Source organism: Aeromonas sp. 62-46, from assembly GCF_001898585.1.
Lineage (GTDB): Bacteria > Pseudomonadota > Gammaproteobacteria > Enterobacterales > Aeromonadaceae > Aeromonas > Aeromonas caviae.
The window spans coordinates 147,378-164,310 of record NZ_MKUI01000006.1 but is presented as its reverse complement, the minus strand read 5'-3'; the positions used below and the strand labels follow the sequence as shown (position 1 = coordinate 164,310).

Annotated in this window: 13 protein-coding genes and 1 tRNA gene; 4 read left to right on the top strand and 10 right to left on the bottom strand. The window is 65.2% G+C overall.

Annotation, left to right across the window (positions count from 1 at the left end; translation table 11 throughout):
• The first annotated feature begins 97 nt into the window (after positions 1-97).
• Positions 98-174: transfer RNA gene (locus BGO64_RS03410), tRNA-Val, on the top strand.
• A 140-nt stretch (positions 175-314) separates the two neighbouring features.
• Here the strand turns inward: BGO64_RS03410 and BGO64_RS03405 are convergent.
• Positions 315-2,717 (bottom strand): DNA polymerase II, encoded by a 2,403-nt coding sequence (locus BGO64_RS03405; RefSeq protein WP_039039090.1) that lies wholly within the window; start codon positions 2,715-2,717, stop codon positions 315-317.
• 239 nt (positions 2,718-2,956) lie between these two features.
• Here BGO64_RS03405 and BGO64_RS03400 point away from each other — a divergent pair, with 239 nt between their 5' ends.
• Positions 2,957-3,835 carry a pirin family protein gene (locus tag BGO64_RS03400; protein ID WP_201894059.1) on the top strand — a complete coding sequence of 293 codons (879 nt, stop codon included), beginning with the start codon at positions 2,957-2,959 and terminating at the stop codon, positions 3,833-3,835.
• Between the two features lie 60 nt (positions 3,836-3,895).
• Here BGO64_RS03400 and BGO64_RS03395 read toward each other — a convergent pair whose 3' ends face one another.
• The 4 genes from BGO64_RS03395 to BGO64_RS03380 all read right to left on the bottom strand — a co-directional run bounded on the left by BGO64_RS03395 (position 3,896) and on the right by BGO64_RS03380 (position 8,190).
• Positions 3,896-4,756 carry a PA4780 family RIO1-like protein kinase gene (locus BGO64_RS03395; RefSeq protein ID WP_029314478.1) on the bottom strand — a complete coding sequence of 287 codons (861 nt, stop codon included), beginning with the start codon at positions 4,754-4,756 and terminating at the stop codon, positions 3,896-3,898.
• A gap of 94 nt (positions 4,757-4,850) precedes the next feature.
• Positions 4,851-5,846: an LpxL/LpxP family acyltransferase gene (locus tag BGO64_RS03390; protein WP_029314477.1), complete on the bottom strand. Its 996-nt coding sequence runs from the start codon at positions 5,844-5,846 to the stop codon at positions 4,851-4,853.
• A 154-nt stretch (positions 5,847-6,000) separates the two neighbouring features.
• Positions 6,001-6,990, bottom strand: coding sequence for a lipid A biosynthesis (KDO)2-(lauroyl)-lipid IVA acyltransferase (locus tag BGO64_RS03385; protein ID WP_045524804.1), 990 nt, complete (start codon positions 6,988-6,990; stop codon positions 6,001-6,003).
• 219 nt (positions 6,991-7,209) lie between these two features.
• Positions 7,210-8,190 carry a TDT family transporter gene (locus BGO64_RS03380; RefSeq protein ID WP_128274437.1) on the bottom strand — a complete coding sequence of 327 codons (981 nt, stop codon included), beginning with the start codon at positions 8,188-8,190 and terminating at the stop codon, positions 7,210-7,212.
• 103 nt (positions 8,191-8,293) lie between these two features.
• Here BGO64_RS03380 and BGO64_RS03375 point away from each other — a divergent pair, with 103 nt between their 5' ends.
• On the top strand, positions 8,294-9,178 hold the full coding sequence (locus tag BGO64_RS03375) for a LysR substrate-binding domain-containing protein (protein ID WP_286700164.1): 885 nt from the start codon (positions 8,294-8,296) through the stop codon (positions 9,176-9,178).
• 85 nt (positions 9,179-9,263) lie between these two features.
• On the opposite strand, the gene BGO64_RS03370 is transcribed toward BGO64_RS03375, so the two are convergent.
• The 4 genes from BGO64_RS03370 to BGO64_RS03355 form a co-directional block, all read right to left on the bottom strand.
• Positions 9,264-10,241 carry a Gfo/Idh/MocA family protein gene (locus BGO64_RS03370; protein WP_286700163.1) on the bottom strand — a complete coding sequence of 326 codons (978 nt, stop codon included), beginning with the start codon at positions 10,239-10,241 and terminating at the stop codon, positions 9,264-9,266.
• A 35-nt stretch (positions 10,242-10,276) separates the two neighbouring features.
• A complete protein-coding gene (gene nfo, locus BGO64_RS03365; protein WP_286700162.1) occupies positions 10,277-11,134 on the bottom strand; it encodes a deoxyribonuclease IV in 858 nt (285 codons plus the stop codon).
• Between the two features lie 180 nt (positions 11,135-11,314).
• Positions 11,315-12,364 (bottom strand): sensor domain-containing diguanylate cyclase, encoded by a 1,050-nt coding sequence (locus BGO64_RS03360; protein WP_080769898.1) that lies wholly within the window; start codon positions 12,362-12,364, stop codon positions 11,315-11,317.
• Positions 12,365-12,618: 254 nt separating this feature from the next.
• Positions 12,619-14,655, bottom strand: a complete 2,037-nt coding sequence (locus BGO64_RS03355) for a glycoside hydrolase family 3 protein (RefSeq protein WP_286700161.1) — start codon at positions 14,653-14,655, stop codon at positions 12,619-12,621.
• A 231-nt stretch (positions 14,656-14,886) separates the two neighbouring features.
• Between BGO64_RS03355 and BGO64_RS03350 the strand changes: the two genes are divergently transcribed.
• Positions 14,887-15,897, top strand: coding sequence for a helix-turn-helix transcriptional regulator (locus tag BGO64_RS03350; RefSeq protein WP_286700160.1), 1,011 nt, complete (start codon positions 14,887-14,889; stop codon positions 15,895-15,897).
• Here the strand turns inward: BGO64_RS03350 and BGO64_RS03345 are convergent.
• On the bottom strand, positions 15,877-16,812 hold the full coding sequence (locus tag BGO64_RS03345) for a LysR family transcriptional regulator (RefSeq protein ID WP_048207600.1): 936 nt from the start codon (positions 16,810-16,812) through the stop codon (positions 15,877-15,879). The genes BGO64_RS03350 and BGO64_RS03345 overlap by 21 nt on opposite strands.
• Positions 16,813-16,933 lie beyond the last annotated feature (121 nt).

The following is a 16,933-nucleotide window of genomic DNA, read 5'->3' as shown; positions in this document are numbered from 1 at the left end:
TTAGAGCACTACCTTGACATGGTAGGGGTCGTTGGTTCGAATCCAATTAAACCCACCACTCCCCTGCAATGACACACAAAGTCGCCTTGCGCACCCTGCGTCCTTAGCTCAGCTGGTTAGAGCATCACCTTGACATGGTGGGGGTCGGTGGTTCGAATCCACTAGGACGCACCAGATTTGAAAAGCCCGCTTGATAGCGGGCTTTTTGCATTGGTCGGCTCTGACACCCGCTCTCCCCCGTCATCTGCCTCCTGTCCCCTCTGGCACGCGGGCCGCCATTGTCGTGCCATGGCCGCCGCGTTTACCTCGCGTTGTCAGAAGAGATCGAGCTGCTGGCCGCAGATCCGCTCGAACGACTCCCCCACGAAGGGAAGGATGGCGTCGGCGATGGGCCTGAGCTGCTTGTCGATGTAGTGCTCGTAGTCGACGGCGCTGCGCCGGTACTCCAAAGGCTCGGGGCCGTTCAGGGTCATCAGGTAGGCGATGGTGCCCCTGTGCTGATAGCGCTGGGGCAGGCCGCGGCGCAGATTCTCCTCATCCGCCAGGCGCGCCGCCCGCACATGGGGCGGCACGTTCTTCTGATACTCCTCGAGTTTCTGGCGCAGCCGCTTGCGGTAGATGAGCAGATCGTCGTGACGGCCCGCCCGGGTCTCGTCCACCATGGTGCGCACATAGCTGCTGGGATCCTGGTCGTGGAACACCATTTCGTAGAGCCGGGTCTGGAATGCCTTGGCAAGGGGTGTCCAGTCGGTGCGCACCGTCTCCAGCCCCTTGAACACCAGGTGCTCCCCTTCCCCTTCGCCCACCAGTCCCGCATAGCGTTTCTTGCTCCCCTTCTCCAGCCCGCGAATGGTGGGCATCAGGAAACGGCGGTAGTGGGTCTCGTACTGGATCTCCAGATGGCTCGGCAGGTCGAACTCCCGCCTGATCAGCGCGGCCCAGTTGTCGTTGATCATCTTCGCCAGCCGCTGACCAATCTCGTCCGCCTGTTCGAGACGGATATCGCTCCCCAGGTGCACGAAGGTGGAGTCGGTATCCCCATAGATCACCTCGAACCCTTCTGCCTCTATCCACTCCCGGGTCTGCTGCATGATGCCGTGGCCCCGCAAGGTGATGGAGGAGGCGAGCCTCGGGTCGTAGAAGCGGCAACCCCCCGACCCCAACACCCCGTAGAAGGAGTTCATGATGATCTTGATGGCCTGGGAGAGGGCCTTGTTACTAGCGGCCTTGGCCCGATCCCGCGCCGCCCACAGGGTGGCGATGAGATCCGGCAGGAAGTGGCGGGTTCGGGAGAACAGGGCGCCGCGAAAGCCTGGAATGGCGTTATCCGGATGTTTGAGCCCCTCCACCAGCCCCATGGGGTCGATGCAGAAGGTGCGGATGATGCTGGGGTAGAGGCTCTTGAAGTCGAGCACCAGCACGTGGCGATAGAGCCCCGGCTTGGAGTCCATCACATAGCCGCCGGGGCTTGCGAGCCCGCCGTCTGCCGGCAGGTTGGGCGCCACATAGCCACCGCGGTGCAGCCGTGGCAGATAGAGGTTGGTGAACGCCGCCACCGACCCGCCCACCCGGTCGAGCTCAAGACCGGTGAGGGAGGCGCGCTCGATGGCGAAGGGGATGAGGTGGCAGAAATCGAAGATCTCCCACACCAGCCTGCAATCTTCCAGGTTGTAGCGGGCCAGCGCCTCCTTGTCGGAGTGGAACAGTTCGGTGATCTTCTCCCCCCGGTTGGCCACGTCCTCGATGTCCTTGCCCCGCCCGAGCAGCTCGCTCGCCACCGCATCCAGGCTGTAGCTCGGGAACTGCCAGGTGGCGCTCTTGAGGGTATCGATGCCGTCCAGCACCATGCGCCCCGGGATGATGACGTTGCCGCTCTGGGGGTCGTTTCGGGACGAGCGCCAGAAGCAGAGCTCCCGCCCGCGCCCGAGCCGCAGCCGCCGCTTGTGGAGTTCGGCGCGGCGCAGCAGCAGGCGAAAGTCGAAATTCACCACGTTCCAGCCGATGACGAGATCGGGATCGTGCAGGCTGAACCAGCCCTCCAGGGCACCGAGCAGGGCGGGCTCGTCCGCCACCCACTCGACGGGGGTCTCCCAGTCCTGCGAGTCCGGCTCCGGGGCACCAATCATGATGACCCGCGCGTCCTCTTCGCTATGAAGCCCCACCGAGAAGAGAGTGCCATCCATGGCGCACTCCACGTCCAGGGAGACCCAGGAGAGGGTCGGCGTCACCGCCTGCGGCGCACAGCGCGCCTCGTTTACCTCCCAGTAACCCTGCCTGCCCCCCTTGCGCCTCGCCTTGCCGTCAAAGCGCATCCCGGCGGTGATGAAGCGCTCCATGAGAAAGCGCTCGGGCAGGCGGATATCCGCCTCGAAGTGCTCCAATCCGCGGATGAGCAGCAGCTCGATGGCGCGGTGAAAGGCGCTCAGGGTGGCAAAGTAGCAGCCCACCACCCGGCTCCCCTCGAAGGTGTGCATGGGGAGGCGGCGAAAACGCCCCCTCACCCCGGCCCCCTTGAAGAGCTCTGCCGCCTCCTCCAGGTGGCGCTCCGGCAGGAAGAAGACCGGCTCCTGCCCCGGCACCACCACCCGTACCGGTCCCTGTGCGCTCCAGAGCCACATCACGATCTCGGTACGCCCCTGCACATCCCGACCATGGCGGGTCAGGATGAAGCCGTCGAGCGGCGGGGTCACGGGAGGGAGGGGCTGGATGTCGGTCATGCAGGTGGTCGGGCTCAAGAGTGGAATGGGACTATTGTACGTTCATACAGTACCCGGCTGCAATTGCCGGGCTGGGCCCTCAGGGCAGGCGCTGTGCCCCGTCTTTGCCATCCGGCGCCGGATTGGGGCATAGTAACCTCGGCATCACTCACCGGCACCGGGCGAGACGGCATGTCCAACTCCCGGCAGACGCTGCGGCCTGCGCGCGCGCCAACCTTTTCCTCGACAAGGAGCACCCCATGACACAACAGTGGCAACGCATTGCCTCCCGCCTCACCGATGTGGGCGGCATCCCGGTGGCTCGCGCCATCCCGGTCAAGGAGCGGCGCACCATCGGGCCCTGGTGTTTTCTCGATCATATCGGCCCGACCCGCTTTGCCCCCGGCGCCCCCGGCATGGATGTGGGGCCCCACCCCCACATCGCCCTGCAGACCTTCACCTGGATGCTGGAGGGGGAGATCCTCCACCGGGACAGCCTGGGCAGCAAGCAGGTGATCCGTCCGGGACAAGTGAACCTGATGACCGCAGGACGGGGCATTGCCCACACGGAGGAGTCGGTCCCGAACCAGCCCGATCTGCACGCCGCCCAGCTCTGGATAGCCCTGCCCGAGGCGGATCAGCATACCCCGCCCCGCTTCGATCACTACCCGACGCTCCCCCGCTGGCAGCAAGGGGAGATCACCCTCACCCTGCTCATCGGCGAGCACGGCGGCCGGCGCGCCCCCACTCTGCACTTCTCCCCCATTCTGGGGCTGGATCTGCACGCCCCCGAGGGAGGCGAGATCACCCTCCCCCTGGATCCCGCCTTCGAGCACGGCCTCTTTCCCCTCGCGGGGGAGACCATCGTCGCAGGGGAGGTCCTGGCCCCGGAGCAGCTGCTCTACCTGCCCCCCGGCAACCGGGAGGTGGCGCTGACCCTGCGCCCGGGCGCCCGGCTACTGCTCATCGGCGGCGAGCCCCTGCCCAGACCGCTGCAGATCTGGTGGAACTTCGTGAGCGTCGACAAGGAGGCCATTCGCACCGCCGCCGCCGACTGGGAGAGCGGTCATCCGCGCTTTGGCGAGGTGACGGGTTACCAGGGGCCCCGTCTCAAGGCACCGCCCCTGACCGGACTCTGAGCCAGGGTTCCAAAACAAAAGAGCGCCCATGGCGCTCTTGTTGATTGGAATGAAGGCCCGTCAGGACTCCTCTTCCTGCTCCGCCTGCAACCTGGCCCGGCGGGCCATGGCCTCCTCCTGGGCACTCTCTATCTCGTGCAGCACGCCATCCAGATCGATGGCCTCCCGGCTCTCTTCGAACAGGCCGGTGAGCTCGGTCTCGGGGCCCAGCTTGCCATCCTCGAACAAGGACCACATCTCCCGGGCATACCGGGTCTTGAGCAGCTCGGGGGCATACATGCCGTAGTAGTTGCGCATGTTGTCGACATCCCGCTCCAGCATGGCCCTGGCCTGGTTGTTGGCGGCGGCATCCACCACCTGGGGCAGGTCGATGATGACGGGCCCCTCTTCATCCACCAGCACATTGAACTCCGAGAGATCCCCGTGAATGAGCCCGGCGCAGAGCATGCGCACCACGTAGCGGATCACCTTGCCATGATCCACCAGGGCCTGCTCACGGGTCAGGGCCACGTCGTTGAGACGGGGGGCGACGTTGCCGTCGGCGTCGGTGATGAGCTCCATCAGCAGCACGCCATCGAGGCAGACATAGGGCCTGGGCACCCGCACCCCGGCCGCCGCCAGCTTGAACAGGGCATCCACCTCAGTGTTCTGCCACACCTCTTCGTGCTGCTTGCGACCGTACTTGGAGCCCTTCTCCATGGCGCGGGCATCGCGGCTGCTGCGTACCCGCCGCCCTTCCTGATAGACCACGGCCTGCTTGAAGCTGCGCTTTGACGCCTCTTTGTAGACCTTGGCGCAGCGGATCTCGTCGCCGCAGCGCACCACATAGACGTCGGCCTCTTTGCCGCTCATCAGCCGGCTGATGACATCGTCCACCAGGCCGTCATCAACCAGAGGTTGGATTCGATTTGGAATTTTCATGACCGCCCTTTTACCCTATTTGCACCTTGTTTGCACCTGTTTGCTGGTGGCCTGCCACCCCTGTCAGAAACGGCCCGCAAGGGGGCCGTGTCGATCAAGGTTCCGGTGGCAGCCCCTGGCGGATGCGGCGGATCCCCGCCTCGTAGAGACCGTCCTCGCCCTGATCGTGCTCCTGGGTTTCGAAGATCTTGAGAAACCACATGTACTGCTCGGGGAAGCGGCCAAGCTGCTGCTCCACCATGCGGTTCATCTGGTTGACGTCCGCCACCAGATCCGCGGTGGGATAAGGGTCGAACGGCGCCTCGATCTCCAGCCGGTAGCACCCCTCGTCCTCGTCGTAGCAGGCCAGAATGGGCACGGCGCGGGCACCGGTCAGCTTCACCAGCTTGGGCAGGGCCGGCAGGGTCGCCTTGGGGTGGTTGAAGAAGGGCACGAAGAGGCTCGCCTCCCGGCCGTGATCCTGATCCGGCAGATAGAAAAAGCTGTCGCCGCTGCGCAGGGCCTTGATGGCGGGCTTGATGCCGACGCTGCGCTCGTAGATACGCCCGCCCTTGCTGCGCTCGCGGTTGATATACCAGTCGAACACCGCATCCTTGGGGCTTTTCATCATGGTGCACATCTTGATCCCCTGGAGGGGGAAGTAGCGGCCAATCATGTCCACCGCCCAGGTGTGGGGCACCACGAAGATCATGGGGCGACCGGCTGCCCGCTCCGCTTCCACGTGCTCCCAGCCGCTCACCTTGACGCGCCCCTTGAGGAAGTCGGGGCTGCGCCAGGTCAGCTCGCCAAAGCCCAGGAAGGTCTTGAGCCCCACCCGGATGGATTTCAGCAGCAGGGCCTGACGGCCCGCCTCGTCGAGATGGGGGAAGCAGATCTTGAGGTTGGTGTCGGCGATGTAGGCCTGCTTCCTGGAGACGCGCAGCAGCAGGGGGGCCAGGTAGTCGGCCAGCTTGTCCCGTGCCCTTGCCGGCACCCAGGCCAGCAGGGAGAGCAGGGCGACGGCCAGCCAGCTGCCCCATAGACGGGGGTGCAGCAGGCGCGGATGAAAAGAGGTATCAAACACCGGATCTTGTGCGGACATGGTCGCCATCGAATCATCAAAACAGACCGTCATTTTAGTGATCCTGACAACTTTTTCTACCCTGCCCTGCACAGCACCACCGCGCCAAGTCACTGATCAGACAAGTTAGAAATAAAAAGTGGCCCGCTTGGGGCCACATTTTTGCACCGGGTGAGCGCAAGGCTCAGGGATGAGGAGCAAGGCCCCGGCGGATGCGCCGGATCCCCTCTTCGTAGAGGCCATCCGGCCCCACCTGATCCTCACGGGTGTCGAAGATCTTGAGGAACCACATGTACTGGCCCGGGTGGCGGCAGAGCTGGCGCTCCACGCTGTCGTTCATGCGGCAGGTATCCGCCATCAGATCCGCGCTCGGGTAGTCGGCGTAGGGAGCCTCGACCTCCAGCCGGTAGCCGTGCGCCTGCTCGTCATAGCAGGCCAGCACCGGCAGGGCCCGGGCACCGGTCAGCTTCACCAGCCGTGGCAGGGCCGGCAACGTCGCCTTGGGGTGGTTGAAGAAGGGGGCGAACAGGCTCGCCTCCCGGCCGTGATCCTGATCCGGCAGATAGAAGAAGCTCAGGCCGGATTTCACCGCCTTGATCACCGGCTTGATGCCGGCGCTGCGCTCATAGACGCGGCAGCCGTGCCGGGCCCGCGCGCCGTTGATGTGCCAGTCGAACACCGGGTTGCGGGCGCTCTTCATCATGGTGCACATGGGCAGGCCCCGCTGGGCGAAGTAGTAGCCCGCCGCGTCGATGGGCCAGCTATGGGGCACCACCAGGATCACCGGTCGGCCAGCGGCCTGCTCCGCCTCGATATGCTCCCAGCCGCTGACCTGGATCCGCCCCATCACGTGGGCGGGGCTGCGCCAGGTGAACTCGCCAAAGCCCAGCAGGCTCTTGAGGCCGACCCGGATGGAGGTCATCAGGATGGCCTCCCGCTCGGCCTCGCTCTTCTCCTTGAAGCAGATGGCGAGGTTGGTCCTGGCGATGTAGATCTGCTTCTTCGAGATGGCGCATACCAGGGGCGTCAGAGCATCGGCCAGGCGATCCCGCCAGCGCGGGGGAACGAAGGCGAGCACACCGATGGCGCCGAGGGCGAGCCAGCTCAACCAGTAACGGGGGTGCAGCAGACGAGGCTGGAATCGGGCGTCAAACACGGGATCAGATGAGGACATGGGCACGACAAAACAATGGGAAGATAAAGTGGCGCGCATCGTGACAGGTATTACCAGTTAACGCCAACTGAATGTCGCCTGTATGGGCAACTATTTAAGCCACTTCACGGATTGACAAAATTAATCTGCTTCATTTGATTCCCCTCTGTGTCACTGCATCACGAACGGCAGACCCCGCACGGGCGGGTTCGATGACGAGGGGGGATGAAAACCTTGTGCCTAGCGGCGTGCAGGCTGCCCCGGCAGGTCATCCTGCACGACCGGCAGGAAGAACATCAGGTAACGCAGGGCCACGTAACCCACCACCAGGGTGGCCACCCCCAGCTCCAGATAGGCCAGCTGATGGAGCTGCTCGGCATAGCGGGCCGCCTGTGGCCACTGCGACAGCAGGTGACTCACCTTGAACAGGGCGGTGGCCCCGATCACCAGGGGGAAGGTGAAAGCGGCGTAACCCGGCGAGAACGGCAGGCGCAGCAGCTTGATGAAGGCCAGGTAGATGATGCCGGTCATCAGCACGGCGATCCCGAGCAGCACCGCCACCAGCAGCAGGGAGGGGTCCTGGCTCACGGTGAGGTAGCCGGCCAGCGACAGGCTCGCCGGGGCGGCCAGGATGGCGATGGTGGGCTTGGCGGCATCCGGCACCTCGTGGCTGAAGATGAGGCGATAGAGCATCAGCGGCAGCATCAGGCCATAGCAGGCCATGCCGAACCAGAGCAGGCCGGTGGCCAGGGATGCGAAGGGACCGCCCGGGTAGGCCACGTCAGCCACGATGATCCCCACCGGCGGCACGAACCAGCTCGGCACCATGTGATGGATTTCAAACGCTCTGGCCCTGTGCCAGACGAAGGTGGCGAGGAAGACGAGGTGGATGATGACCGCAAACAGCCAGAGCCCCTGCCCCAGGGTCGGGGCGAGCAGGCCGACCGCCTTGGAGACCACCATGGTCCCCATGGCGTAGGTGGGCACCACGCTGCCCACCACGGGATGGGCGAGATCCTGCCACAGCAGGCGCGGGTGGATCAGAAACTTGAAGGTCAGGACGAGGAGCAGCACGGCGGCGATGGCGGCCCCCAGCAGTTGCAGACGGCCATCGAACTGACCGGCATTTTCCCAGCACCAGCCGAGGCTGGCGATCCCCAGAGCCAGACCGGCCATGGGGGTCGGGGCGGCGGCCAGGGAGCGGCGGGTTCTTGCGATCATGGCGGATACCCTCTTGATGATGACGATGGGTATAGGATAAAGGGGGTCTATCGTTTACGATATCTAAATGAATTGAACTTAGCGTTTAGGAAAATCAAACGATATGAAGCTCACCCTGCAACAACTCAAGGTGTTTGCCACCATCGCCCGCCACGGCAACCTGGGGGGCGCCGCCAATGAACTCTGCCTGAGCAAGGGGGCCGTCTCCCAGTCGCTGCAGGAGCTGGAGCGCCAGCTCGCCACGCCCCTGTTCGACCGGGTGCACCCGAGGCTCCAGCTCAACAGCGAGGGGCGCCTGCTGCAACCGGCCGCCGAGGAGCTGCTGACCCGAATGCAGGAGATAGAGCAGCTCTTCAGCCCCGATGCCGAGCCGAGCGGCCAGCTGCACCTCGGGGCCAGCCAGACCATCGGCAACTACCTGCTGCCCGCCCTGCTGGCGGAGGGGGCCCAGGAGCTGGGGGCCTCCCCCAGGGTCACCATCGCCAACACCCACCTCCTGTGCCATGCCCTCGCCCACTTCGAGCTGGATCTCGCCCTCATCGAGGGGGAGAACCACCACCCGGACCTGGTGAGCGAACCCTGGCTGGAGGACGAGATGCTCATCATCGCCGCCCCCGGTCACCCCCTGGCGGATCAGCTCGAGCTGCCCCTGCGCCGGCTTGCCGGGGAAACCTGGGTGCTGCGCGAGGCGCAATCCGGCAGCCGCGAGCAGTTCGAGCAGCAGCTCCAGCCCCACCTGCCCCGCTGGCAGGCGGGGATAGAGCTCAATACCCTGGAGGCGGTGATGCTGGCGGTGGAGAAGGGGCTCGGCATCTCCTTCATCTCCCGCCTCGCGGTGGCGGACCGGCTGGCACAGGGGCGCCTGGTGGCCCTCACCCCGAGTCGCCGCTTCCCCCGCCAGCTCTCCCTCGTCTGGCACAAGCAGAAGTTCCACTCCGTCGCCCTGCGCCGCTTCCTGGCCTTCTGCCGCGCCCAGACCCTGGCGTGAGAAACCCTTCGGATACGACAAGGGCGCCATTGGCGCCCTTGTCGTTCAGCCGATGCTCCCCTCGGCCCTCAGCCCTTCCCCGGCCTCAGCCGGCGAGTCCCCCTTCAATCCAGCCGAGCACCTGCCGGGTCACGGCCTGGGGCACCCAGGGGGAGTCCAGCAGCCGGTGGCGCAGGCAATCGGCAAAGTGATCCGCCTCGTGCTGCATGCCGCCCCCCTCCACCGGCAGGTAGATGTCCGCCGGCCAGATGACGGGAGCAGGCCCCCCTTGCCAGCGAATGTGCTGGGGATTCCACCACTTGCCCTCGATGACCAGGCGCCACCCCTCCCCGGACAAGGACGCTTCCCGCTCGAGATCCTCGATGATGGAGGCCCCGAGTTCGGCCCGAAACGGCTCATCGAACGTGAAGCTGGCGGCGAGATCCACCTCCCCCGGAGCCCGCGTCAGCGTCACCTCGGGGGCGGGGCAGCCCAGCCCCAGCCGATGGCAGAGGGCGGCATGGAGCCAGAGGGGATAGACCCCCACGTCCCAGGCAGCGCCGCCATCCAGCGCCGGATCGAACAGCTTGCCCACCTTCGGCTGGGCCGAACCGAACGCCGCCCGCAGCTCGCGCGGCGGCGGCAGCAGGGGCAGGCGCTGCAACAGGGCGCGCATGGCGGGGAAGCACATCACCTTCATGGCCTCGAGCAGCAGCAGGCCCCGTGCGTGGGCGAGCGCCACCAGGGCGTCCCAATCCGCCACCCGGGTCACCGCCGGTTTCTCCACCAGTACGTGCTTGCCCGCCAGCAGCATCTGCCTCACCAGGCCCGCGTGCTCCGGGTGGATGACCGCCACATAGACGGCCTCCACCTCGGGGCTGGCGGCCAGGGCCTCATAGCTGCCATAGGCGTGGGGCAGCCCCAGATCCCGGGCGAACTCGTCCGCCCGTCCCCGGTCCCGGGCGGCGATGGCCACCACCTCGGCTCCCCTGGCGTGCCCGTTCACATCGCGGCAAAAACGCCGGGCGATGGCCCCCGCCCCGGCAATGCCAAAGCGCAGGGGCGCCCTTGTCTCGTCGTGCATCGTCTCTCCTTGCTACCCAATGGTGGACCCCGGCATCACGCCGGGCGCGGGCTCCCGGCCAGGCTGCGCAGCCAGCTTATCTCCTCGCCCCAGATGGACTCGTCGATGGTCTCGAGGATAAGCGGGATGCCGTCAAATCGGTCGTCGTTCATGATGTGGTGGAACACCGCCTCGCCGAGGTTGCCCTCCCGCAGGCTGTGGTGACGGTCGACCCGACTACCGAAGGTACACTTGGCGCCGTTGATATGCATCCCCTTGAGGTACTGGAACCTCACGATGCGGTCGAAGTCGGCAAACACCGCCTCGCACCCCTCGGGGGTACGCAGATCGTAACCGGCGGCGAAGGCGTGGCAGGTGTCAAAGCAGACGCCGACCCGACTCTTGTCCTCTACCCCGTCGATGAGGGTGGCCAGGTGCTCGAACGACCAGCCGAGGTTGGTACCCTGGCCGGCGGTATTCTCGATCACCGCCGTCACCCCTTCACTGCGCTCCAGCGCCCAGTTGATGGACTCGCTCACGAGCTTGAGGCTCACCGCTTCGGGGATCTGCTTGAGGTGGCTGCCCGGGTGGAAGTTCAGGTAGCACAGCCCCAACTGCTCGCAGCGCTTCATCTCGTCCAGAAACGCATCCCGGGACTTGGCGAGGGCGTCGGGGTCGGGATGACCCAGGTTGATGAGGTAGCTGTCGTGGGGCAGGATCTGCTCGGGGCGAAAGCCCTCCTTCTCGCAGGCGGCCTTGAAGGCGCGAATGCTGGCCTCGGAGAGGGGCGCCGCCTGCCATTGGCGCTGATTCTTGGTAAACAGGGCGAAGGCGTTGGCCCCGATGGCTTTGGCCCGGGCGATGGTGTTTTCCACCCCGCCCGCCGCACTGACGTGGGCTCCGATAAATTTCATCTCATCTCCTGTGCACTGTGACCGGGTGCCTGCCGCGCTGGCCACCGCACCCGTTGCCGGGGCGCCATTATGCCCAAGCCAACCCCTTGCGCCAAACCGGGATTGTCGATGGGGACAATGGAAAAGGCGCCCGAAGGTGCCCAGGGACACTCTCTTCCCTGCCCTCGCCGGGCCTTCGCACTAGCCGGGAGTGAATTCCACCCGGTTGCGGCCCCGCCGTTTCGCGGCGTAGAGGGCATCATCCGCCCGCTTGAGAAGGGTGCTGAGGGCGCCGTCTTCAGGTGAGGAGGATGAATACCCGATGCTCGCGGTCAGCCTGATGGACTCGCCCTCGTACTCGATCACCTGGGCCTCGATGAGGGCGCGAAGGCGGTCGAGCACGGAAAACGGGGGCTCGCTGTCACCCCCCGTCATGATCATGGCAAATTCCTCTCCCCCGATTCGGGCGAAGATATCCTCCTGCCTCATGTTGCCCTTGACGAGGCTGGCCACCGCCTTCAATGCATGATCCCCGGCGACATGACCATATCGGTCATTGAGACGTTTGAAATGGTCCAGATCCAGAATGGCGATGATAAAAGGGGTGTCCGTCAGCCTGGACAATATCAGCCGCCGTTCCCCCTCATTCATGAAGGCCCGGCGATTGGCGGTCTCCGTCAGATAATCCGTGCAGGCCTGCTGCTCCATGTCGGCGATTTGAAGGTGCAGCTGGATATTGAGGGCCAGCCAGTTCGCCAGACATTGCAATACCATGGCGTGGTCGGCGGTGTAATAGCCCTTCTCGTGGTGGGCGACATTCAGGGTCCCGATACTGACCGTTCCCTGAATCATGGGGGCATCCATGCAGCAGCCCATGCCGTGCCGGGAGAGCATCTCGCAATCGAGATCCGCGGACTGGGCCAGGTCGTCGCATATTCTCAGCATGCCGGTCGAAAATACCCGGCCCACCATGGTCCCTTGAATGGGCACCAGAAAATCCATGGGAATGGCATTGTTGCCCATCACCGAATAGAGCGTCAGGGAGTCTTCATTCTCCTTGATGGTGATGCTGACCCGTTCGGCAGAAAAAAGATGGAATATCCACTTCGCCATCACGTTCAATACATCCTGAAGGGACGCGGCCCTGGTCAGGTCCTGAATAAAGGTGACCGGGATGGTGATTGTCTTGCCGGGCCCCAGGCTGGACAAAAAATCTGGATCAAATATTTTTTCGTTATTGTGATGGTGCATAGCTACCTCGCCCATTTTTATTATTACCACCCACGCTGTCCGATATGCCGGCCGCCAGGTGTCCAGATATTATTTGCCAGTGCCCCTCTCATGGGTGCCCCAGAGTATAACAACCGGGCTGGTTCTGAAATGCTCCTCATCTGGACCACATTCTCTCCCACCAGCAGCGCTGGCCAACAGGCGTGGCCATCACCACCTCCCCATGAAAAAGGCGCCCGAAGGCGCCTTGATGAGAGACAGAACATCCCTGTCCGTCAATAGGCCAGACCGGCCCCGTAGGGATAGAGCGGGCTTTGTGAGTCTTTGGCCACGTCCGGGGACTGGGCCAGCACTGCCTGCCAGCTGGAGGGCAGCTCGAAGGGGAGCTTGCCGCGTGCCTTCTGGGTGCCGCTCATGACATCGAACAGGGCCTGATCCAGGGCACCGAAGTTGGCGAGCAGCACCCGGGCCGCCGGGGCCACCTCGGTCAGGATGGCGGGCCTGTCCAGATAGACGGAAAGCACCAGGGGCACCCCGGCCTGCTCGATGGCCTGGATGGCCGCATAGTCATCCGCGCCGCGGTAGACCCCATCGTGGGCCGTCTCCTGCACCACCTGATCATTGCTGGCAAAACCGAGCTGGCCAAAGTGGATGCTGCCAAACGGGAAACGGGGATCCTGCTCGCCCGGGGCGTTGACCCGCACGATGGCAAGCTCCGCGTCGGCCAGGTTCGTCACCACCGTATAGCCGTTGGCCCTGGCCACCTCGGCGTTGACATTGTGCAGATAGACCCGCTTGCCGTCCGCCTTCAGCGGCAGCAGGGCCCCCTCGTTCTTCAGCAGTACGTGGGACGCCGCCTGGGCGGCCTGGGCCTCTTGCTGGAACTCGGCCTTGCCCACCAGGGCCACCGCGGCCTCGGCATCCACATAGGGATTCTCGAAGAGCCCGAGGGCGAACTTCTGGGCCAGGATCCGCCCGGCCGAGGTGGTGATGGCCGCCTCGGTCACCAGGCCGCTCTGCACCGCCGCCAGCAGGGGAGCCGGATCTTCCACGCCACCAAACTGATCCACCCCGGCGTCGATGGCCTTGGCATAACGCTCTGCCTTGGTGAGCTTCTCCACGCCCCAGGACATGCCAAAGGGCACGGTCCAGGGGCTCACCCCGGCATTGACTTCATCCAGGGTCAACCCCTGCTCGCAGCGGCTGTCACAGTCATTGACGATGCCCCAGTCGCTCAGCACCACGCCGTCAAACTTGAAGTGACCCCGCAACAGATCCGTGATGATCTGGCGGTTGAAGCCAAACCCCACCTCCTCGACGGGCTGCCCATCCTGGGTCAGGCCCAGGGGCATGGCGTAATAGGGCATCACGGCGGCCACCCTGGCCTCGAAGGCACCCTCGAAGGGCACCAGGTGGTAGGCGAACTGGCCGCCGGGGTAGACCTGCTCCTTGCCCCAGGGGTTGTGGGCATCCAGCCCGTCCTTCTGGGGACCGGCCCCGGCGAAGTGCTTGACCACGGTGACCACGCTCTCCTTGCCTATCCCCTCGCTCCCCTGCTGAAAGCCCTCGATGTAGGCCTTGACCAGAGACTTGGCGAGCAGGTTGTCTTCCCCGAAGGTGCCGTTGATGCGCCCCCAGCGCGGCTCGGTCGCGAGATCCGCCTGGGGCGAGAGGGCCTCGTGGATGCCGACGGCCCGGTACTCCTGACGGGCGATGTCGCCAAATCGCTGCACCAGGGCGGCATCGCCGATGGCGGCCAGCCCCAGGGTCTCAGGCCACTGGGAGAAGGCCCCGGCACCGATGCTGGTGGCGTTGGGATCATGGGTGAAGTGGTTGCGGGGATCCGTGCTCACCGTCATGGGGATGCCGAATCCCACCCCTTCCAGCAGGGCCTGCAGGGTGTTGTTGTCCGCGGCGATGGCCGCCGGATCACCGGCCATGCGGGTGATGAAGGTGTTGACCCCGTCCTCGCGCAGCATCTTGTCCATGGCCGCGAGGTTCACCCGCCCCGCCCCGTCCAGCACCAGGGTGCCGTGCATCATCAGCCCTGCCTTCTGGGCCAGGGTGAGCCTGCCCACCAGATCCCGGGCTCGCTCGGCGGCGCCGAGGCGCCAGTCCTCGTAGGGGGTCAGGGTGCCGCTGCCATCGAGATCCTTGAATTGCAGGCCGTCCTGCTCGATGAGGGTGACAGTGCGGAGGCCCAGAACCGGCTGCTCGGGCTTGGGGGTGGAATCGTTGTCGTTGCACCCTGCCAGCAGCAGGGCCCCGATGGCGAGGGCGACACGGGTTCGGGAGAGCGAGTGGTGTTTCATTGTTGTTATCTTCCTTGTGTGTGTAGGAGTCGCCACTCTATGCAAAAGCGGCCCGCCTCACTTGCCCGTCGGGTGCAGGAAGTTGCCGGTTGGGAGCAGGATTGAAAAGTGTGAAAAGGGTTGCAGGGTTACCCTTGGTTACAAATCTGAAACATGAAAGCGGCGCTGGCTCACGGCAATCCGCCGCCGTTGGTCGATGATGGTGGGCCACCGCTGACAAGGATTTTTGCCGTGAAGACCGTCTCCAACCGGATTGCCCTGCACTGCCTCAACCACTGGCAGGCCCGCGGGCGGGATCCTGCTGCCCTCCTGCACCCCTGCGGCATCGCTCACGAAGAGCTGCTGATCCCCCAGGGGCGGCTCGACACCGGGCGCCACTTCCGGCTGCTGGCCGGGGCAGCCCCCCACGTGGATCTGGCCCTCGACTGGACGCCTCCCGCCCTCCCCGGCCTCTTTGCCGACTTCATGTCGCTGGCGAGCCTGTGCTGCAACGCCGCCACCCTTCGCCAGGCCCTGCACTTCTTCCTCGCCTACCGCCCCCTTATCGGCGAGAGCGACGAGATCCGCCTGCAAGAAGAAGCGGGGCAGGCCAGGATCAGCTACCACTCGGAGTCCGATCACCCGGACGTCATCGCCCTGAGCAGCCTGGCCAACCTCTGCCACCTCTATGCCCTGCTCCAGTTCTACCACCCGGGCCAGGGGCTGCTGGTGCTGCCCACCCCGGTACGCCCCAGGCTGTGGCGTGAGCTGGCAGGCTGGCTGGAAGGGCGGTTGCAGCAGGGGGCAGCCTTCGAGCTGCGCTTTCCCGCCGCCTTGCTCGATCTCGCCCACGGGCAGTGCAACCTGCCCCTGCAACCCCTGCTGCTCGGGGAGCTCGACCGGCAGATGGCCCAGCTTCGCCCAAGCAGCCGCTACCGGGACAGGGTGATGGCACTCATCCGCCAGCAGCTGTGGCAAGAGAGCGCCGAGGCCTCCTCTCTGCTCGATGGGGTGTGCGAGCACCTCAAGCTGACCCGCTGGACCCTCAACCGCCATCTGCGGGAGGAAGGGTGCCACTTCTCGGGCCTGCTGGAGCGGGTACGCCGGGAGGAGGCCTGCCGCCTGTTGCAGGATCCCGCCCTCCCCCTGCAGACAGTGGGTGAGCGCCTGGGTTTTGCCCGCCAGAGCAGCTTTACCCGCTTCTTTCGTGAGGCGTTTGCCCTCTCGCCCCGCGAGTTTCGCTCAAGGCGCAGCCGCCTCTGAGGCGCCCCCGAGATGGGCGGCGAGCAACCCCGCCAGCCAGTGGATGAAGAGCTGGACCCTGGGGGCCAGTTGGCGGCGATGGGCATAGAGGGCGTGGATGGGGAGCGGCGGCGGCTGCCACTGGGGCAGGATGCTCACCAGCTCGCCCCCCGCGAGCAGGGATTCGACCCCCACCCGCGGCATCTGGATGATACCAAGCCCCGCCAGCGCCGCCGCCAGGTAGGTCTCGCTGTCATTGACCATGAGGGCCCCCGCCATGGGCAGCAGGGCGCGGCGGCCATCTTCTGCCAGGTATTCAAAGCCGGGCTCGCTGCGCCCCTGCCCGGCACCAAACCCGGGACCATAGTGCACCAGCCGGTGGCCCGCCAGATCCCCAAGGGTGCGGGGCACCCCGTGGCGAGCCAGGTAGCCTGCGCTGGCACAGTTGATCTGGCGATAGTGACCAAGGGGCCTGGCCACCAGGCTGGAGGGCTCAAGCGCCCCGACCCTCACCACGCAGTCAAACCCCTCGCGCACCAGATCCACCCGCCTGTCCGTGCTGCTCAGCATCAGTTGCAGGGCGGGATGCTGCGCCAGAAAGTCCGGCAGGGCCGGGATCACCAGGTGGCGGGCCATCCGGCTTGGCATGTCGACCCGCAGTTGTCCCGAGATCTGCCCCCCCTGGCGAAACAGGCCGTCAAACTCCTCCATGTCCGCCAAAAGCTCCCGACATCTGGCATAGCAGAGCTGGCCGTCCGTGGTGAGCTGCACCCGCCGCGTGGTACGCAGCAGGAGCCGGGTCCCCATGCGCTCCTCCAGCCGGCGGATGGCGGCAGAGAGGGTCGCCTTGGGGATGCCCGTCTGCTCGGCGCAGCGGGTAAAACTCTCCAGCTCGGCAACCCGCACGAAGGCTCTCATCGCATCCAGTTGATCCATGGCCTGATTGTCTCGATAAACGGAACAGTGATTCTATTATCACGCTATTTATCCAGTTTAAAAGGAACAATACAGTGATCTGGTCGGCTCGTATCGAGCCTGTGTCCGCCACCCTGACAGG